Raw genomic sequence first — 17004 nt, 5'->3', positions numbered from 1 at the left:
CTCAGAGATCCATGTAGATGTGCTTTTCGCCCTTGGCGCCCGGATGGGTGCAGGCGCCGTACTTGGCCGATCCGACCAATTGAGCGTACTTCCACAGGGCGCCCGAGGCGTAGATCGTCTTGCGGGCGCCGGTCCAGTCCGCCTTGCGTGCGGCCAGTTCATCCTCGGTCAGGTTTACCGAGATGGTCCCTTCGATGGCGTTCAGCGTGATGACGTCGCCGTTCTGGACCAAGGCGATTGGCCCGCCGTGCGCCGCTTCGGGGCCGACATGGCCCACGCAGAAACCGCGCGTCGCGCCTGAAAAGCGCCCGTCGGTGATTAGCGCGACCTTCTTGCCCATGCCCTGGCCGGACAGGGCGGCGGTGGTCGCCAGCATCTCGCGCATACCGGGCCCACCGGCGGGGCCTTCGTTGCGGATGACGATGACCTCGCCTTCTTCGTACTCGCGCGCCTTCACGGCCTCGAAGGCGTCCTCTTCGCATTCGAACACGCGGGCCGGGCCGGTGAACAGCTGATGCTGCGCCTCCATGCCCGCGACCTTCACGATGGCGCCTTCGGGGGCGAGATTGCCCTTCAGGCCCACGACACCGCCCGTCTTGGTGATGGGCGTCTCGATGGGATAGATAACCTTGCCGTCCGCGTCGCCTTTGACGCTGTCCAACTCCTCACCGATGGAGCGGCCAGAGGCAGTGACGCAGTCTTCGTGGATCAGACCCGCCTTGCGTAGCTCCTTCATCACGACCGGCACGCCGCCGGCCTCATAGAGGTCCTTGGCCACATACTGGCCGCCCGGCTTCAGGTCGACGAAATAGGGCGTGTCGCGGAAGATGTCGCAGACATCCTCCAACGTGAACTCGATCCCCGCCTCATGGGCGATGGCAGGCAGGTGCAGACCGGCATTGGTCGACCCGCCGGTGCAGGCCACGATGCGGGCCGCGTTTTCCAGCGACTTGCGGGTGACAACGTCACGGGCGCGGATGTTCTTCTCGATCAGATTCATCACCGCCTGACCGGAGGCAATGGAGTACTGATCCCGACTTTCATAGGGCGCAGGCGCACCGGAGGAGTTGAAGAGCGCCAGACCAATCGCCTCGGACACGCAGGCCATGGTGTTGGCGGTGAATTGACCCCCACAGGCCCCAGCCGAGGGGCAGGCCACCCGTTCCAGTACATCCAGCGCGGCGTCCGACAGGTTCCCGGCCTGGTGGTTGCCCACAGCTTCGAACATGTCCTGAACAGTCAGGTCGCGGTCGCGGTATTCCTCGGGCACATCGGCGCCGGCGGGGGCTTTGCCCGGCAGGATGGAGCCGCCGTAGATGAACACCGACGGCGTGTTCAACCGGACCATGGCCATCATCATCCCTGGCAGGGATTTGTCGCACCCGGCCAGACCCACCAGCGCGTCATAGCAGTGGCCGCGCATGGTCAATTCGACGGTATCGGCAATCGCCTCGCGCGAGGCGAGCGAGGACCGCATCCCCTCGTGCCCCATGGCGATGCCGTCGGTGACGGTGATGGTGGTGAATTCCCTCGGGGTACCGTTACCCTGCTTGACGCCCAGCTTCACGGCCTGGGCCTGACGGTTCAGGGCGATGTTACAGGGCGCGGCTTCGTTCCAGCAGGTGGCGACGCCGACCCAGGGCTGGTGAATCTCTTCCTCGCCCAACCCCATGGCATAGAAGTAGCTGCGGTGCGGGGCGCGCGCGGGGCCCTCGGTCACGTGGCGGCTTGGCAGCTTGGATTTGTCCGTGGGGCCTTTGAGCATCGTATCCTCCTGTCCGTCGGTCCCGTCGATAGAGAAGGGGCGCAAGGCAGACAAGCGGTTCCGCAACCGCATGATTGCCGCATGGCACCAGCAGCGCTACCTTCTGCGTCAAAACAATCAGAGCAGATATCCCATGTGGACCCCAGCCTTCGACCGTTTCGTTGCCCCCGCGCGGGCACGCCCCCAGCTTTGGCGCCTGTTGGTTGGCGTCGTGGTCGTCATGGCCATCTATATCGTCACGATCATCGGCATCCTCGCCTCGGTCTGGGCAACCGTCGGAAACGCCGGGTTGGACGGATGGATGCAGCGCATCGCCCTTGCCGAGACGCCGACCGCCGTCGTCCTGTTATTGGGCACGTTTGGCGGCATGTTCCTGGGCAGCCTGGCCGCCGCCCGGGTGATGCATAGCCGCCCCGGTGTGTCGCTGTTCGGCGCGGGCTTGGTGCGTGACTTTGTCGTGGCCAGCGGGATCGCCGTCGCCGTGTTTGGCGCTCTGACCGTGATCCTGCCGCTGCCCTACACCGTGCAGCCCAACACGCCCCTGGACCTTTTCCTGACGTTCCTGCCCGCCACACTGCTGGGCATCCTGCTACAGACCGGCGCCGAAGAGGTGCTGTTTCGTGGCTATCTGCAACAGCAACTCGCCGCGCGGTTCAACCATTGGCTGGTTTGGATGGTGCTGCCGTCGATTGCCTTTGGCCTGTTGCACTACGATCCCGGAACGGCGGGCTCAAACGCCCCGTGGTTGGTGGCGGCAGCCACGCTGTTCGGGCTGGTGGCGGCGGATCTGACGCGCGTGACGGGGTCCATCGGGGCGGCGTGGGGCGTCCATTTCGTGAACAACACGATTGCGATCCTTGTGGTGTCGCTCAATGGCTCGATTTCGGGCGCATCGCTTTGGACAACGCCGTTCACGGCGGAGAACACCGACATTCTGCGGCCCCTCGTTCTGCAAGACATGCTGACCACGATCATCATCTGGGCAGCGATCCGGCTGTGGCTTGCGCGGCGGGGAACAGCCCCCGAGAGCTGAACCAAACAGCCGCCGCTGGGGTGACGCCACGAATTGCAATCACCAGGCGCGCGGCATATCTCCGCACCGTCAAGGCAGCGGAGAGGCGCGATGAACTGGATTTCGAACTACGTCCGGCCCAAAATTAACTCGCTGTTTTCCCGCCGCGAGGTGCCCGAGAACCTCTGGACTAAATGCGATAACTGCGGAACCATGCTGTTCCACAGGGAATTGGCCGATAACCTGCAGGTCTGCACGAATTGCGACCATCACATGCAGATTTCGCCACGCGACCGCTTCACGGCGCTCTTCGATGGCGGGATCTTCACCGAGGTCGTCGTACCAGCGCCAATCGATGACCCGCTCAAGTTCCGCGACCAAAAACGCTATCCCGACCGACTGAAAGCGGCCCAGAAGGGCACGGGCGAGGCCGAAGCGATGTTGGTGGCCGAGGGCGAGATCCTCAAGACGCCGGTCGTCGCTGCGGCGCAGGATTTCAGCTTCATGGCCGGGTCCATGGGGATGTACGTGGGCAATGCGATCATCGCCGCCGCCGAACGCGCCGTCGCCATGGGGCGCCCCTTGGTTCTGTTTTCCGCCGCCGGTGGCGCGCGCATGCAGGAGGGGATCCTCAGCCTGATGCAAATGCCCCGGACGACCGTCGCCGTTGAGATGCTGAAGGAGGCGGGGCTACCTTACGTGGTGGTGCTGACACATCCAACGACAGGCGGCGTCACAGCGAGCTACGCCATGCTAGGCGATGTCCATATCGCGGAGCCGAACGCGCTGATTTGTTTTGCGGGCCCCCGTGTGATCGAGCAGACCATCCGCGAGACCCTACCCGAAGGCTTTCAGCGGGCGGAGTATCTGCTCGACCACGGTATGTTGGACCGCGTGACGCCGCGCAGCCAGCACCGCGAAGAGCTCGCTACGATCCTCCGCATGCTGATGGGCCTCAGCCCTGTGGTACACGGTGACCTGCCGCGCCCGTCGGCGCCCGCCCCGGCGGAGGCAGTGCAACCGCACACCGAAGCACCGGCAATCGACAGTCTTCCCTCAGGCGATTCCGCTTAACCCCGGACGGGCGCGGATCGCCGGTTACCGGCGATCAGGCGGCGGTTGACCGCCGCCGCCCCCACCCACCCCCAGCCAGGCCCCGCGATGCAAAGCTCTGACGTCATACTGGAGCGCCTGATGGCGCTGCACCCCAAGGTCATCGACCTTGTCCTGGACCGCGTTCACCGGTTGTTGGCCGCGCTGGACCATCCCGAAACCAAACTGCCGCCTGTGATCCACATCGCCGGGACGAACGGGAAAGGCTCCACCTTGGCCATGCTGCGCGCGGGCTTGGAAGGCGCAGGCGACACCTGTCACGCCTATACTTCACCGCATCTCGCACGGTTCCACGAACGCATTCGACTGGCCGGGGAGCTGATAGATGAAAGCGCCCTCTCTGACCTATTGGAGGAATGCGAGACGGCCAACGGCGGCGCACCCATCACCTACTTCGAGATCACCACGGTCGCCGCCTTGTTGGCTTTCGCGCGCGCGCGTGCCGATTGGACTTTGTTGGAGGTGGGGCTTGGCGGCCGTCTCGACGCCACCAATGTCGTGAACCCCGCATTGACGATCATCACGCCAGTCTCCATGGACCATGAAGGCTTCCTTGGGGATACGGTCGAAAAGATCGCCGCCGAGAAAGCGGGGATCTTAAAACCTGGCGTGCCCTGTGTCGTCGGCCCCCAGGAAGAGGCCGCGCTCGAAGTGATCGAATACAGGGCCGCGCGACTGAACGCCCCCCTATTGATACATGGACAGCATTGGCACGTCAGCGAAGAGGCAGGGCGCCTGATCTTCCAGGATGAGACGGGCCTCATGGATCTGCCGCCGCCACGCCTCATTGGCGCCCACCAAGTTCAAAATGCCGGGATGGTCATCGCCGCCCTGCGCGCGTTGGACCGCGCCAACGGGGCTGAGGCAGCCATGCGTCAGGCAGTCTGGCCCGCCCGGATGCAACGGCTGACCCATGGGCCGCTGGTTGAGGCCGCTGGATCATCGGAGCTTTGGCTGGATGGGGGCCACAACCCGGCAGCGGGGGCGGCGCTGGCCGAGGCGCTGGGCCGCCTGCCAGAGCGACCAACCTATCTGGTCTGCGGCATGCTCAACACCAAGGACGCCACCGGCTACATGCGGCCATTGGCCGGGCGCGTGGCCCACCTATACGGGGTCTCCATTCCAGGGGAGGCCGCGACCCTTTCTGCGGCAGAGACCTGTGCGGCGGCCATATCGGCAGGGTTGTCCGCGACTGAGGCGAGTTCCGTTGAGGAAGCGATCTCAAGCATCTCCGCCGAGACGCCAGATGCGCGGATTCTGATCTGCGGCTCGCTCTACCTTGCGGGGCGTGTTTTGCAGGAGAACGGTTAAGAGCGAGCGGAAGAGGCTTCTCCGTCCTGGGGGCCGCGGACTGGCGTCATGACGAACCGTCTCAACCAAGGTCGCGGCGTTCTGGCCTTATCTGCGGGATAGCGGCTGTCGTCAGAGGTGGCCCTGACATCGAATTTGGACCTGGCAGTCTGGCAAAGGAATCGAGGATCGGGGAGTGCTCTGAGGCTGAAACAGCCGTATACTGTCCACACTTGTCCGAGCAGGCGTCGCTTCGCGATCTGGCCGTAGTCGTTCTGTGCGACTGGATTGGGGCTCTCCCGTCTATCGCAGTGGCTTGAGATGGCGCGGAGGATTTGCACCCCCATCGTCCGCGAAACTGCAAAACAACGATTGGTGGTGAGATACAGCGTCACCGATCTTCATGAACAGTCCGCAGGTCTGCTTCGAGCTAGCGGCACAAAGTGGGCCAACGCGCTTGGAGTAACAGGCAAGACGCCTGTTGTCTGATTGAAAACGGATCGCAAAACCGCGAACGCACAATGGATGAGATCCGGTGCAGCCGTACTGTTACCCAAGACGAACGCGGCACAAACCCTGTGCGACGGGGCAGTTACACTCAACAAAACCAAAGTGTGGCGCGGTCTCGCGCCCCTGTAAGCAGCAGGTCCACAACAGCGCTAGAACGCAGGCCCTCGCGGGAAACCGGTCAAACGGCGAACGATTACGGCGTGGTCTGGAACACGGAACCCAGAACAGTCTGGCTCTGAGTTGTCGCAACACATGCAGTCGGCGGAGGTTGATTGCCAGATGGACCCCATGAACGCATTGCAGCGAGCCTTGCCCCAGGGATAACGCCCACCCCTCGGGGATCGCGCGCGTCAATGTTGCCATCCGGCGGGGCGCGGTGCAGACCGATCCCTATCGTAGACCCAAGGAGGCCATGACATGGTTGGGACAGCTCCAGGCCCGCGAAATCCAGTCATACGGCGCGGTCCCACGATGGCTGTTCTCGCTGCGTGCATCCTCCTGGCGACACCCGCAACGGCGGTCACCCACGGGTTCTGTTGGCGCGGTGCCGAGGGTTATCGGATCGAAGGCTTTATCTCCTATCCAGACACCGCCGAAGGGTGGGTCGTGACCGAGAATACGATCACCGGGTTCGGCATCACCGGGTGGCAAGGGGATCGGTACTTGGGACAATGGTCCATGAAAGACCTCACGCCAGAGACGTCCTGGACGCTGCGCTTTGACACCCGCACCTTGAGCTTTCCCATGGGCGGGCATCGCGAAGACGGGACGTATCAGGCCTGGAACGCAGGCGGCTTGGCGAATGATTGCGGAACGCCCGGCTTTGGCTTTAACGGCGGAAACCGGGCTCAGGATGTGTGCGTGGACGGTGTTTTTATCGACGAAAGCGGTATTCCGCCGGACACGCCCTTGGCGATCTCCGCGGATCCCGCGAACCCGTGCGGCCCACTGATGATGTCGGGGCGGCCACCGCGCAACACGGCGTCGTAGGGCGAGACGTACCCCGCCACGCGCTCAGGTCAGGCCCCAGCCATCTCCCTGCATCTCTCGCAAACGGCTGGCCGTGCGGTCGAACTCGAAAACCGCGCCAGATGACAAGTCCTCTGGCTCGGCGGCTGCGCTGACGATGACGCGCACTTTGGCCTCATAGAGGGCATCGATGAGCGTGATGAAGCGCCGTGCCTCATTGCCATGGGCGCCGTCCAACTGGGGCACATCGGTCAGGATCAGCACACGCACGGCGCGGGCGAGGGCCAGGTAATCGCCAGCGCCCAAGGGTTGGCCGCAAAGCTGTTTGAACGAGGCGCGGGCCACGCCGGACGCAAAGTCATCCAACTGGATCTCGCGGCCCTTCACCCGCAGGGTCAGCCCCTCGGAGCGTCCGCCAGACAGACGCGCCCAGACATCGTCCAGGGGACCACCGCCCAGAAAATAGACCGGCTCTCCGGCCAAACGGTCCTGGCGGTAGTCGCGCGGGCTGACCAATTCGTGCACCAGCATGCGGTCCTTCACCATCTCGATGAACGGCAGGAACAGCGCACGGTTCAGCCCGTCCTTATACAAATCATCGGGCACTCGGTTGGAGGTCGTGACCACGCGCACACCCGCCTCGAACAGCTTTTCGAACAGACGGCCCACGATCATGGCGTCGGTGATGTCCGTGATCTGCATTTCGTCGAAGCACAGCACCCGAACATCGGCGATCACGCTATCGGCAAAAGGGCCGAGGGCGTCGACGGTTCCGGCGGCCCGGGCCTGGTGCATCGCCTCATGAACTTGCTGCATGAACGCATGGAAGTGGATGCGGCGGGACGGCACCGGCGAGGCTTCATGGAACAGATCCATCAGCATGGACTTGCCACGCCCGACCCCGCCCCAGAGGTAGGCCCCCATCGGACCTTCGGGGGCTTTGCGCCGTCCGAAGAAGCCACGCTTCTCGGGTTGGGTGAGGGCCGCGCGCACAACCTCCAAAGGCGCGAGGGCGGCCTGCTGCGCGGGATCAGCGGTTAGCGTGCCATCGGCGACACGGGCGGCATAGAGGTCATGAAGGGTCATCGACCGCCCTCCTAAGGCACGGGCCGGGGGCGCGCCAAGGGGCGGCGGGTCGGTCGCATAAGAAATCCGCAGGGTCACATCAGAAACACTGATTTGACTACGGCCTGCCGAAGCGGGCACGAAATGCCATGACCAAAGATACGCGCCTCGTGACGCCGGTCCTGATTGCCGGTTGCCTTGTCCTGATGATCGGCTTCGCCATCCGCGCCAGTTACGGCGTGTTTCAGTTGCCGATTGCGGCGGAGTTCGGATGGCCCAGGGCCGAGTTCAGCTTGGCCATCGCCATTCAGAACCTGTTCTGGGGGATCGGTCAGCCGATCTTCGGGGCGATTGCTGACCGCTTTGGGGATCGCAAGGCCATCGTCGCGGGCGTTATTTGTTATGCCGCCGGTCTGATCCTGACGGCGGGGGCGGTCACGCCGTTCGGTCATCAGGTGTTGTCGGTGCTGGTCGGGTTCGGCATCGCGGGCATGGGGTTCGGGGTCATCCTGGCCATTGTTGGGCGCGCCACCTCGGACGAGAATCGGTCCATGGCACTGGGCATTGCCACGGCGGCTGGGTCCTTGGGACAGGTCTTTGGCGCCCCAGCGGCCGAAGCGCTACTGGTCTTTTACTCCTGGCAGGAGGTGTTCCTGATCTTCGCCGGTGTCGTTGGACTCGCGCTGTTTGCCCTACCGGCCTTGCGGGCGCCTGCGGCCACGAAGGCCGAGTTGGAAGAGAGCATGGGCTCCATCCTAGGCAAAGCCTTTCGCGATCCTTCCTATGCGATGATCTTTGTGGGGTTCTTTTCCTGCGGCTATCAACTGGCCTTCGTCACAGCGCATTTCCCCGCCCTGGTCACCGAAATGTGCGGGCCGATCGAGCCTGGGACGATGCTGCATTCCATGGGGATCACAACGACCTCAGCCCTAGGCGCGGTCTCGATCTCGCTGATCGGATTGGCAAACATCGCTGGCACGATCTATGCGGGCTGGCTCGGCAAGCGCTATAGCCGGAAGTACCTGCTGGCGGGCATCTACCTGGGTCGGACGATCACCGCCGCCCTCTTCATCGCGATGCCGATCACGCCGGTCTCGGTCGTCCTGTTTTCCATCGCCATGGGATCACTTTGGCTGGCGACCGTGCCGCTAACCAGCGGGTTGGTCGCCCATATCTATGGGCTGCGCTATATGGGAACGCTCTATGGTCTGGTGTTTTTCAGCCACCAGTTGGGCAGCTTCCTGGGCGTATGGCTGGGCGGCACGCTCTACGATTCGACGGGCAGTTATGTGGCCGTCTGGTGGGTCGGCGTGGGCGTCGGGTTGCTGTCGGCGATTGTCCATCTGCCAATCAACGAACGCCCCCTGCACCAGCGCACCGACAAAGGGCTTGCCCCGACGTAAAGACGGGCCACCCTCAGGGGATCACCGGACAGGAGGATCCCATGCGTCTGATACTCGCCCTGACCCTTGCGGCTGCGCCCGCCGCAGCCCAACAGACCGCCGACGCCGTGGCGCCCGAGGCTGCCTCGGGACTGGCGCCAGAGGTTTCGGCCCCTGTCACGTCCGAGAACTGGATGGTCGCCGCCGCAAACCCCTTGGCGGTGGAAGCTGGTGCGCGGGTGTTACGTGAGGGCGGGTCTGCCGCAGATGCCATGGTCGCGGTCCAAGCCGTGTTGGGCTTAGTTGAACCACAGTCGTCGGGCCTGGGGGGTGGTGCGTTCCTCGTCTACTACGACGCCGCGTCGGGCGAGGTGACCACCCTGGACGGTCGCGAAACCGCGCCCCTGTCGGTCACGCCGACGCTGTTCCAGAAAGATGGGGAGCCGATGGGCTTTTGGGACGCCGTGGTGGGCGGCCTCTCGGTCGGCACGCCCGGCACGCCCGCCCTGATGGAGACCGCCCACCGCCGCTGGGGCACGGCCAATTGGGGCGGCCTGTTCGATGAGGCCATATCCCTGGCCGAAGGGGGCTTTGCCGTCTCGCCCCGCCTGGCCATGCTGGTTGCGGGCGATATGGACCGGCTGACCGTCGCACCTACCACCGCCGCCTACTTTTACCCTAACGGAGAGGCCATCGCCGAAGGCGCGACCTTGGTGAACGCAGCCTATGGCGCGACGTTGCGGGCCCTGGCCTCCGAGGGCGCGCAAGCCTTCTACACCGGCGAGATCGCCGAGGGCATCGTGGCCACCGTGCGCGGCGCGGCCCAGCCTGGGCGCTTGGAGATGCGCGACCTCGCCAACTACGAGGTCATCGAACGCCCCGCCGTCTGCGCGCCCTATCGCGGGGCGGAGGTCTGCGGCATGGGACCGCCCTCGTCCGGTGCCCTGACCGTGGGGCAAATCCTGGGGCTGTTGCAGCCGTATGACCTGGCCGCGCTCGGCCCGGACGCGCCCGAGGCCTGGCGCCTGATCGGCGATGCCTCGCGCCTCGCCTTCGCGGACCGGGGCCGCTACATGGCCGACAGCGATTTCGTGCCCATGCCAACCAAAGGCCTCGTGGACCCGGCCTACCTCGCGGAGCGCGCGCAACTCTTGGAGGGGGATATGGCCCTGGAGGAGGTCGCGCCCGGTACCCCGCCCTGGGATCACGCCATGCTGCTCGCCGATGACCAAAGCCTGGAGCTGCCCTCGACCTCGCATATCTCCATCGTGGACGCGGACGGCAATGCGCTCTCCATGACCACGACCATCGAGAACGGCTTCGGCTCTCGCCTGATGGCGCCGGGTGGGTTCCTGCTGAACAACGAACTGACCGACTTCAGCTTCCGCACCCATTCCGACGGCGTCCCCATCGCCAATCGGGTCGAGCCTGGCAAGCGCCCCCGGTCGTCCATGTCGCCGACCATTGTGATGGAGGACGGGGCGCCCGTGCTTGTCGTCGGCTCCCCGGGCGGGTCGCGGATCATCGGCTACGTGGCCAAGACCATCATTTCCCATATGGATTGGGGCATGGACGTGCAGCAGGCGGTCGCCATGCCGCACCTGGTGAACCGGTTCGGCACCTATGACCTGGAGGAAGGGACCAGCGCGGAAACCCTGTCCGAGGCCCTGACCGCCATGGGCTATGAGACGAACGTCCGAGGTCTGACCAGCGGGTTGCACGTGATTGCCATTGGACCCGATGGTCTGTCTGGCGGGGCCGATCCCCGACGGGAAGGGGTGGCCATCGGGGAGTGAGCCTTTGCCCTCGCCCTACGGAACACCAAGGCCATCGCTGTCGGCTGCGGCCCGTAGGCTCCAGGCGCGTCCCTCGTTTGGGCAAACGGTCAGGGACGACGGCACATCCCGCCGTTCAAACAGGCGAGGGCATCGGCGCGGTTCTCCACCGTCGGCTCAAAGGCAAACCAGGGGCACGGCCCGGATTCGAAGCTATGGGTCGCGCCATCGCGCTTGAGGAAAAAGAGGTGCTTGCTCGTCGGCACGCCCCCGCACCACGGCCCAGCGCATCCCACATCCACCCGCACATCGAACCGCGCTGTGCGGGTGAACCCATCGGACGTGGCCAAGGCACCGTCGAAGCGGGTCATCAGACTGTAGGGCACGCGGTCGTTTGGATTGGCTGGCTCCGCCGGGCGGGTCTGCCCTGGCACAGGTGTCAATCGGCCCAGGGCGAGCACGTAAGTCTCAGCCCGCCCATCCGCGTCAAGGTAAGTCCCCTGAACCGTCGGGCGCATACAAGACAGCGCTTGTGCCTGCCCCGCGATCCAACACGCGATCAAAACGGCAATCACACGGATCATGGCGGCCCCCATTTCAAGACACCCAAGCCTCCTGCCCTGAACCCCGCAGTTATGCGATAGCGGCAGGCAACCACAGTCCATCATGCCCGGATCAATCCACGGTCAGAGAGAGGCCTATAGCAGACCAAACTCCGCCAGAACCGCGCGGTAGATATCGCGCTTGAAGGGCACGATGCTGCTCAGTACTTGATCGGCTGGCATCCAGGCCCATTGGCTGAACTCTCGCACATGGTGGTCCAAGTCGACCGCGCTGTCCGGGCCAGCGTAGCGCATGAGATACCAGTGTTGGATTTGGCCTTTGTACCGGCCCTTCCACATTTTCGCCGCCAGATCCGGGGGCAGATCATAGGACAAGGGCTGCGGCAGATCCCGCAAGACCGTGACCTCGGAGGCGGGCAGCCCCGTCTCCTCGGTCAACTCTCGCAGAGCCGCCTCGCGGGGCGCCTCTCCCGGGTCGATGCCGCCTTGGGGCATCTGCCAGGCGCCGGGGAAGTCCAGACGCTCCCCAGCCCAGACCAACCCTGCGGGGTTGGTCAGACAGACACCTGCGCAGGGCCGGTAGAGCGCCGTCTCAACGCTCACTCGGTGGCCACGTCGATGGCCGACAGGCCCTTCAGGATGTCGATGGCATAGGCCATCTGATAGTCCTCATTGCGCAGTTCGGCGGCCTCCTCGGCGGCTTCCTGCTCCAGGCGGATCTGCTCCTGCTGGTCTTCGGTCAGGCTGTCGTTCGACAGCGACCCGCGCAGCGACGACTCAGAGCGCCGGGGCCGCGCGTCAGCCTCGTCTTCCTCGGCCTCCGGCTGGCGCGGTGGCTGCACGACGACAATGTCGGGCGAGATGCCGAGCGCTTGGATCGACCGACCCGAGGGCGTGTAATACCGTGACGTTGTCAACCGGATCGCACCATCGCCCTGGACGGGCATGATCGTCTGCACGGACCCCTTACCAAAGGACTTGGTCCCAACCACCACCGCACGGCGATGGTCTTGCAGGGCGCCTGCCACGATCTCCGAGGCCGAGGCCGACCCGCCATTAATCAGAACCACCATGGGCAACCCGTCGATCTCATCGCCTGGACGCGCACTAAACCGGTCGCCATTGCCCGCCTCGCGACCACGGGTGGAGACGATCTCGCCCTGTTCCAGGAAGAAGTCCGCCAGATCGACGCCAGCATTCAGCAATCCGCCGGGATTGTTGCGCAGGTCAAGGACCACGCCGTTCACCCCGTTAAGTCCGTCGTCGCCCAATTGATCCGCCAGGCCCGCTTCGACCTGGGGCATGGTCTGATCGTTGAAGGTCGCCACCCGGATCACGATGCTATCGCCTTCCGTGCGCACGCGGGCGGCGGTCAGTTGGATGGTGTCGCGGGTGATCGAAACATCCAGCGGCTCTTCAAGACCTTCGCGCACGATGGTCACGATGATCTCTGACCCAATGGGGCCGCGCATCAGTTCAACCGATTCTTCCAGCGTCAGGCCAAGAAGGCTCTCGCCATCGACGGCTGTGATGAAGTCGCCCGCTTCGACACCCGCCTCATAGGCTGGGGTGCCGTCCATGGGCGTGATGACCTTCACGTAACCCTCTTCCTGGGTGACCTCGATGCCGAGGCCGCCGAACTCTCCGCGGGTGTCGACCTGCATGTCCTCGAAGTCCCGCGGCGGCAGGAAGGACGAATGGGGATCGAGCGATGTCAACATTCCGTTGATCGCGGCCTCGATCAGCTCTCCCTCGTCCACATCCTCGACGTATTGATTGCGGATGCGCTCGAACACGATGCCGAACAGATCGAGCTGTTCATAGACGTTCGCCTCTTCGGCTTCCTGGGCGAGCAAGGGGCCCGCGACTTGTGTGGTGGCCAGGATCCCGGCGACGACGCCGCCCGCAGCGGCCATGGCGAATTTCTTCATCTCGTTTCCTACTCCTCAGCGAACCACTCGGACGGGTTCACGGGGCTGCCGCCCTCTCTCACTTCCACATAAAGCGTTTCCGTCCGCGATGTGCCACCTCCAGCAGCGGCATCGCGGCTGAAATCCTGCCCCGACGGCTGTGTCCCGCCCATGAGGCCCAAGGGCGCACCGGCCACAACCACTTGGCCAACATGGGTATATGTCTCTGACAGCCCTGCAAGAACAAACATCACACCGGGCTTCGGTTCTTGAATGATCACGTTTCCGTAATCGAGCAATGGACCCGCATATCGCACCGTTCCAGAGGTGGGCGCAGTCACCAAGGCACCCGCCGCCGTTGCCACCACCAGCCCGGGACGGGACACCCCCGCCGCATCGGGTTGCCGGAACCCACGCAGCACGCGCCCCGTCACGGGCAGCGGCAGAGGCCGGTCCAGGATCGCCTGTCCCGGCACCTCGGGCAGTTGCCCCAACCCTTGGGCGAAGGCCTCTAAGGTATCCACCCGGCCTAATAGTGCCGCGATCTGCGCGGTATCTTCGGCCAGACGAGCGGGGAGTGGCGTGCGGTCGGAGATGGCCGTGGACAGGGCGACGCGCGCGCGCTGGATGCCCTCCACACCTTCCTGCAACGACCGGACCGCCGCCTCTTCCAACAGGCGAAGATCCTCCAGCGCCGTCAAATCGCCGCGCAGGGCATCCGCCTCGGCCTGGAGAGCCGGTGCCACCTCGCTCAACATCATGGACGACCGCGCGGTGCCCAGCGCCCCGGAGGGGTGCAACAAGAGCAGCGGCGTGGGTGCCCGCTCCATGGTGGACAGAACCCCTAACAGGCGCGCGATCTCGGCCTCGCGGGCGTCCAAATCCGCGGACAGGGCACGCTCCTGGATTGTGACCTGCCGCAACCCTTGGCGCAGGGCGGCCAACCCTTCCTCGTAGGCACGCACGACGGCTGTCAACGCGACGACCCGGTCCCGAGCCCCCTCGGCCCGGTCCAATTGCTGCGCGGCCTCGGTCAGCAGCGTCGCGGCACGCTGCGCCGTCTCACCAGCACCCTGGGCCATGGCGGACCCAGTCAAGACCACCGACAAAAGGGCCGCGCGCAGCATCATGCGATCAGGCTCTGCCCCGTCATCTCGGACGGCGGGGTAACGCCCATAAGGTGCAGGACCGTCGGAGCCAAATCGGCCAGCCGCCCGTCCCGCATCCTCGCCCCGTCAGGGCCTCCCACCAAGATCACGGGCACGGGGTTCAACGTATGGGCGGTATGGGCTTTGCCGGTCTCGGGGTCGACCATCGTCTCGCAGTTCCCGTGATCGGCACAGACGACCATGGCGCCACCAACCTTTTCCAACGCCGCCAGAGCTGCGCCAAGCCCAGCGTCCACAGCCTCACAGGCAGCAGCGGCCGCCGCCAGATCTCCGGTGTGACCCACCATGTCCGGGTTAGCATAATTCACGACGATCAGATCATAGCCCCTTTCGATGGCTGCCACGAAATGCTCGGTCACCTCCGGCGCCGACATCTCAGGTTGCAGGTCATAGGTCGCGACCTTGGGCGATTTTGGCATGTGCCGATCTTCGCCCGCCTCCGGCTCCTCCTTGCCGCCGTTCAGGAAGAACGTGACATGGGGGTATTTCTCCGTCTCGGCCAAGTGGAACTGGGTGAGCCCCTGTTGCGCGACCCAAGCGCCCAGCGTGTTCTCTACGGCTTTCTTTGGGAACACCGCCGTCATGTAGCTGTTGTGACGCACCGAGTAATCGACCATCCCCAGCATATGCAACTTGGGCCGGTTGCGGGTTTCGAACCCGTCAAACTCCGGATCGCCCAGCGCGGCAAGGATCTCGCGCGCGCGGTCAGCGCGGAAGTTGAGGCAGAAGACGCCGTCGCCGTCGCCCATGCCTTCGTAGTCGCCTAAGACGTTCGCTTGGATGAACTCGTCACTCTCGTCCCGCGCCCGCGCGGCAGACAGCGCCGCAGCGGCGTCGCCATGGGCCTCGCCCTCGCCCCAGACCATGGCGGCCCAAGCCGTCTCCACCCGCTCCCACCGGGTGTCGCGATCCATGGCGTAGTAGCGGCCCGTGAGGGTCCCCACCGTGACGCCCTCTGGCAGGTCGGACAGCCGCGCAATGAAGCCTTCGGCGGACCGGGGCGCCACGTCGCGCCCGTCGGTGATGGCATGCAGAACGACCGGAACGCCCGCTTCGGCAACAACCTGACAGGCATGGAGCACATGGTCGATGTGGCCATGCACCCCCCCGTCAGACACCACGCCAATCAGGTGGGCCGTGCCACCGCTGTCTTTCAGCGTGGCGATCCAATCGGTCAGCGCAGGCTCATCGCGGAAGCTGTCCGTCTCGATTGCGTGGTCGATCAATCCCAGGTCCATACGGACCACACGACCGGCCCCGATGTTCATATGGCCGACTTCAGAATTGCCCATCTGCCCCTCGGGCAGACCGACGTCGGGCCCAAAGGTCGTCAAGGTCGCGTTGGGACATGTCGCCATCAGGCGATCAAAATGCGGCGTCTTCGCCTGATCCGGGGCCGATTGCTCGGGGCGGTCAGAAATCCCCCACCCATCAAGGATACACAGGACGGTGGGTTTCTTCTGCATCGCAGCCTCCGAAGGTCGTTTGCCGCCTTGTAGGACGGCGTCACGCGCGATGGTAGGGGCTGCCAGCCAGGATCGAGGCCGCGCGGTAAAGCTGTTCCGCGAGCATCACACGTACCAACATATGGGGCCAGACAACCGACCCGAAACTGATGGCGAGGTCAGGAGCTGCGCGCAGGGATGGGTCCAACCCGTCGGCACCGCCAATGACAAAGGCGACATCGCGCGCTTGATCCCGCCAGGCGGCGATCCTTTCGGCGAGTTGCGGAGACGTCAGCCCCGCCCCCCGTTCGTCCAAGATGGCCACGGCGGCCCCGGCTGGAAGCGCGCGGGTGATGGCCTCTGCCTCGGTCAGGCCGCCCTTCGCCTCGACCTCCACAAGGGAAACACTGGGCAACCCCAGGCCGCGCCCGGTCTTGGCAAACCGATCCAGATACTCATCGACCAGAGCCTTCTCGGGCCCCTTCCGCAGGCGCCCGACGGCAACGAGGGTAATCCGCACCTCAGTTCGGGCGGGGGGCCGCCTCGGGGTCCTGCCACATCTTTTCCAACTGGTAGAACTCGCGCACCTCAGGGCGGAAAATGTGGACGATGACGTCGCCCGCATCCAGCAAGACCCAATCGCCCTGCCCCTTGCCCTCGGTCCGCGCAGAGCGGCCCAGGGTCGACTTCAACCGATCCGACAGTTTCTCAGCGATGGCGCTGACCTGACGGGTCGACCGGCCCGAGCAGACGACCATGTAGTCTGCCACGGCGGACTTGCCGCGCAGGTCCACCTGCACGATGTCTTCGGCTTTGTCATCGTCGAGAGATTTGAGAACGAGGGCCAGGATCTCATCCGTCATGGGAGAGGCCGAGGGCGCGGTGGCGGCATCTTCGGTGGCCGCAATGGTGTCAGCAGACAGTGTCTGTTCCTCCGAGGATTTACGTGCCGACCAGTCTGACAGCACGGCAAAAGGATACCACCCAGAGCAGGGTCGGGCAACTGGGGCGTCACCTGACCCTAGCGACGGTCCGT

15 protein-coding genes are annotated in these 17004 nt (G+C 64.7%); 6 read left to right on the top strand and 9 right to left on the bottom strand.

Annotated features, from left to right (window positions below; genetic code table 11):
• Position 1: 1 nt before the first annotated feature.
• Positions 2 to 1765, bottom strand: coding sequence for a dihydroxy-acid dehydratase (ilvD, locus tag K5R33_RS15200; RefSeq protein ID WP_220749922.1), 1764 nt, complete (start codon positions 1763 to 1765; stop codon positions 2 to 4).
• 133 nt (positions 1766 to 1898) lie between these two features.
• Between ilvD and K5R33_RS15195 the strand changes: the two genes are divergently transcribed.
• The 4 genes from K5R33_RS15195 (at position 1899) to K5R33_RS15180 (ending at position 6680) form a co-directional block, all read left to right on the top strand.
• Entirely contained in the window at positions 1899 to 2798 is a 900-nt protein-coding gene (locus tag K5R33_RS15195; RefSeq protein ID WP_220749921.1) for a CPBP family intramembrane glutamic endopeptidase, read from the top strand.
• A gap of 90 nt (positions 2799 to 2888) precedes the next feature.
• Complete coding sequence (accD, locus tag K5R33_RS15190) at positions 2889 to 3851, top strand: acetyl-CoA carboxylase, carboxyltransferase subunit beta (protein WP_220749920.1); 963 nt, start codon at positions 2889 to 2891, stop codon at positions 3849 to 3851.
• A 120-nt stretch (positions 3852 to 3971) separates the two neighbouring features.
• Positions 3972 to 5201 carry a bifunctional folylpolyglutamate synthase/dihydrofolate synthase gene (locus tag K5R33_RS15185; protein ID WP_255576486.1) on the top strand — a complete coding sequence of 410 codons (1230 nt, stop codon included), beginning with the start codon at positions 3972 to 3974 and terminating at the stop codon, positions 5199 to 5201.
• 960 nt (positions 5202 to 6161) lie between these two features.
• Positions 6162 to 6680, top strand: coding sequence for a hypothetical protein (locus K5R33_RS15180; protein WP_220749918.1), 519 nt, complete (start codon positions 6162 to 6164; stop codon positions 6678 to 6680).
• Positions 6681 to 6704: 24 nt separating this feature from the next.
• Here the strand turns inward: K5R33_RS15180 and zapE are convergent, their stop codons facing one another.
• Positions 6705 to 7745 carry a cell division protein ZapE gene (gene zapE, locus K5R33_RS15175; RefSeq protein WP_220749917.1) on the bottom strand — a complete coding sequence of 347 codons (1041 nt, stop codon included), beginning with the start codon at positions 7743 to 7745 and terminating at the stop codon, positions 6705 to 6707.
• Positions 7746 to 7873: 128 nt separating this feature from the next.
• On the opposite strand from zapE, the gene K5R33_RS15170 reads away from it, so the two are divergent.
• Positions 7874 to 9127: an MFS transporter gene (locus K5R33_RS15170; protein ID WP_220749916.1), complete on the top strand. Its 1254-nt coding sequence runs from the start codon at positions 7874 to 7876 to the stop codon at positions 9125 to 9127.
• A 41-nt stretch (positions 9128 to 9168) separates the two neighbouring features.
• Positions 9169 to 10902 (top strand): gamma-glutamyltransferase, encoded by a 1734-nt coding sequence (gene ggt, locus K5R33_RS15165; RefSeq protein WP_220749915.1) that lies wholly within the window; start codon positions 9169 to 9171, stop codon positions 10900 to 10902.
• An 89-nt stretch (positions 10903 to 10991) separates the two neighbouring features.
• On the opposite strand, the gene K5R33_RS15160 is transcribed toward ggt, so the two are convergent.
• From K5R33_RS15160 to rsfS, 7 genes are all read right to left on the bottom strand, one after another.
• Positions 10992 to 11465 (bottom strand): hypothetical protein, encoded by a 474-nt coding sequence (locus K5R33_RS15160; protein ID WP_220749914.1) that lies wholly within the window; start codon positions 11463 to 11465, stop codon positions 10992 to 10994.
• Positions 11466 to 11579: 114 nt separating this feature from the next.
• Positions 11580 to 12047 carry an RNA pyrophosphohydrolase gene (locus K5R33_RS15155; RefSeq protein WP_220749913.1) on the bottom strand — a complete coding sequence of 156 codons (468 nt, stop codon included), beginning with the start codon at positions 12045 to 12047 and terminating at the stop codon, positions 11580 to 11582.
• Positions 12044 to 13375, bottom strand: a complete 1332-nt coding sequence (locus K5R33_RS15150) for a S41 family peptidase (protein WP_220749912.1) — start codon at positions 13373 to 13375, stop codon at positions 12044 to 12046. Before K5R33_RS15150 ends, K5R33_RS15155 begins: the two co-directional genes overlap by 4 nt.
• An 8-nt stretch (positions 13376 to 13383) precedes the next feature.
• Positions 13384 to 14484 carry a murein hydrolase activator EnvC family protein gene (locus K5R33_RS15145; protein ID WP_220749911.1) on the bottom strand — a complete coding sequence of 367 codons (1101 nt, stop codon included), beginning with the start codon at positions 14482 to 14484 and terminating at the stop codon, positions 13384 to 13386.
• A complete protein-coding gene (gene gpmI, locus K5R33_RS15140; RefSeq protein ID WP_220749910.1) occupies positions 14481 to 15989 on the bottom strand; it encodes a 2,3-bisphosphoglycerate-independent phosphoglycerate mutase in 1509 nt (502 codons plus the stop codon). Before gpmI ends, K5R33_RS15145 begins: the two co-directional genes overlap by 4 nt.
• Before the next feature lie 40 nt (positions 15990 to 16029).
• On the bottom strand, positions 16030 to 16488 hold the full coding sequence (gene rlmH, locus K5R33_RS15135; RefSeq protein WP_220749909.1) for a 23S rRNA (pseudouridine(1915)-N(3))-methyltransferase RlmH: 459 nt from the start codon (positions 16486 to 16488) through the stop codon (positions 16030 to 16032).
• A gap of 1 nt (position 16489) precedes the next feature.
• Positions 16490 to 16936, bottom strand: coding sequence for a ribosome silencing factor (rsfS, locus tag K5R33_RS15130; protein ID WP_373314182.1), 447 nt, complete (start codon positions 16934 to 16936; stop codon positions 16490 to 16492).
• Between the last annotated feature and the right edge of the window lie 68 nt (positions 16937 to 17004).

The sequence above is a fragment of the Jannaschia pagri genome, from assembly GCF_019655435.1.
Taxonomy (GTDB): domain Bacteria; phylum Pseudomonadota; class Alphaproteobacteria; order Rhodobacterales; family Rhodobacteraceae; genus Jannaschia; species Jannaschia pagri.
The sequence above is the reverse complement of the archived record's forward strand: the minus strand, read 5'-3'. Positions and strand labels throughout refer to the sequence as shown.